This window comes from Vibrio sp. 10N.261.52.A1 (genome assembly GCF_002876325.1).
GTDB classification, from domain to species: Bacteria; Pseudomonadota; Gammaproteobacteria; order Enterobacterales; family Vibrionaceae; genus Vibrio; species Vibrio chagasii.
On record NZ_MCYD01001177.1, the window covers coordinates 1 to 1,622 of the forward strand.

2 protein-coding genes are annotated in these 1,622 nt (G+C 43.0%); both read right to left on the minus strand.

Going from position 1 to position 1,622, the window contains the following annotated elements; genetic code table 11:
• Positions 1-618, minus strand: a 618-nt coding sequence (locus tag BCT81_RS25090; RefSeq protein ID WP_133152719.1) for an ATPase, T2SS/T4P/T4SS family, incomplete at its 3' end; no start/stop codon positions are given.
• On the minus strand, positions 615-1,622 hold a 1,008-nt coding region (locus tag BCT81_RS25095), incomplete at its 5' end, for an AAA family ATPase (RefSeq protein WP_102426224.1). The genes BCT81_RS25095 and BCT81_RS25090, both read right to left, overlap by 4 nt.

The window sequence follows — 1,622 nt, forward strand, 5'->3', positions numbered from 1 at the left end:
ACCTGTACCACCAGAGATCAATATGTTGCATTTACAGTGGCTAGCAATCGACAAAAGCTTGGCCATCTCAACAGACATAGCACCAAACTCTGCAAGGTTCTCGAGCTTAATTTTCTGCTCTTTGAACTTACGAATAGAAATAGAAGTACCATCAATCGCCAGCGGAGGTATTACGATGTTGACACGGCTACCATCCATTAAGCGTGCGTCACAAAGTGGCTTAGATTCGTCAATACGGCGCCCTACGTTAGAGGCGATCCGCTTAGCTATAGTGTTTAACTGCTTCTCGTTAACAAATTGAATTGGCGACTGTTCTACCTTGCCATTGATTTCAATGAAGATATCCGAAGGCCCATTGATCATAATATCCGAGATATCATCGTTATCGACCAAGGCTTGCAGTGGTCCCAAGCCTTTAAGTTCATCAAGCAGTGCCTTAACCAAATCGACCCGTTTCAAGGAGCTGACTTGCAACTGCTTCTTGTCGATCAAGATATTTACGGAGTCTTTAAGCTGCTCTTCAAGCTCTTGATTACTAATTTCGACGAGTGACGCCGCATCCAACGCATCGAAAATCTCATCGCGAAGTTGAATGTAGATTTCTTTTAATTGATTCATTTTCTAAACAAACTAAAGCGTGATTTAGGTTTAATTTTCTTACCCGTCAATGTCGCGACTATACTCAGCACAGCAGACGAGGACTTGGATTTAAGCAACTCATTGATGCCTTGCTGGACCACCATCTTCTCGAGCGACGGCTCATACATGAAGTCAATGCTGTCCTTGGCTTTGATCCGCTCTTTAGCGCTAGCAAGTGTCACCATAAAGTCCTTTGCCGGCCTATTTAAATTGAAAATGATTTGGTGTTCGGATTTACCTATCTTTTTCTTCAAAGAGTTATAAGAGCGCAATGAAGACACCGACGGTTCACAAACAATAAAGATGCGATGGTACTTATCTGACAATTCCTGATCGTGCATTTCTTCGTAACAAGACAACGGCGCTGAATCGATAATAAAGTTATATTGATCAATCAGTTGATTAGAAAGGTTGTAGAGCGTCGACGCGTGATCAGAGAGACAAGCGACGTTCTTCTCTAACACCAAATAATCAAGCTTGTCTTTCACCGGGTGTACGTAGGTCTTGGCGATGGCACTGTCGATATCAATTTGATTCAAATCGATACTGTTGTGTTTAGCTTTTAAGCCTTTCACACCGATATAGATGTCGCTATTCAAAGCCCCTGAGTCATGATCGACTAAAAGCGTTTTTAAATTCGCTTGTTCAGCCAAAGAGTGAGCCAAGACTGAACTCACATATGAAATGCCAATCCCACCCTTGGTTCCGAGTACTAAAATACGCTTAGCAACACGCGTTTTTTTAACGGTGCTTTCACCCTCTTGCGTAGACTTAATTGCCGCAAGTAACGCATCAAGCTCAGAATCCCACAGCACATACGTCGCACCTAAAGCGTGCACTTGGTTACGCAGCTTTATCGAGTCAACATCACATAGAACGAGTAAAGAGATGTTCACATCCAGTCGAACCGAAATCTCAGAGACTTGCTCTATTACGTTTGGTGCACTGCGAAGGTCCAATACAACATGGTTCAGCTTGATGTT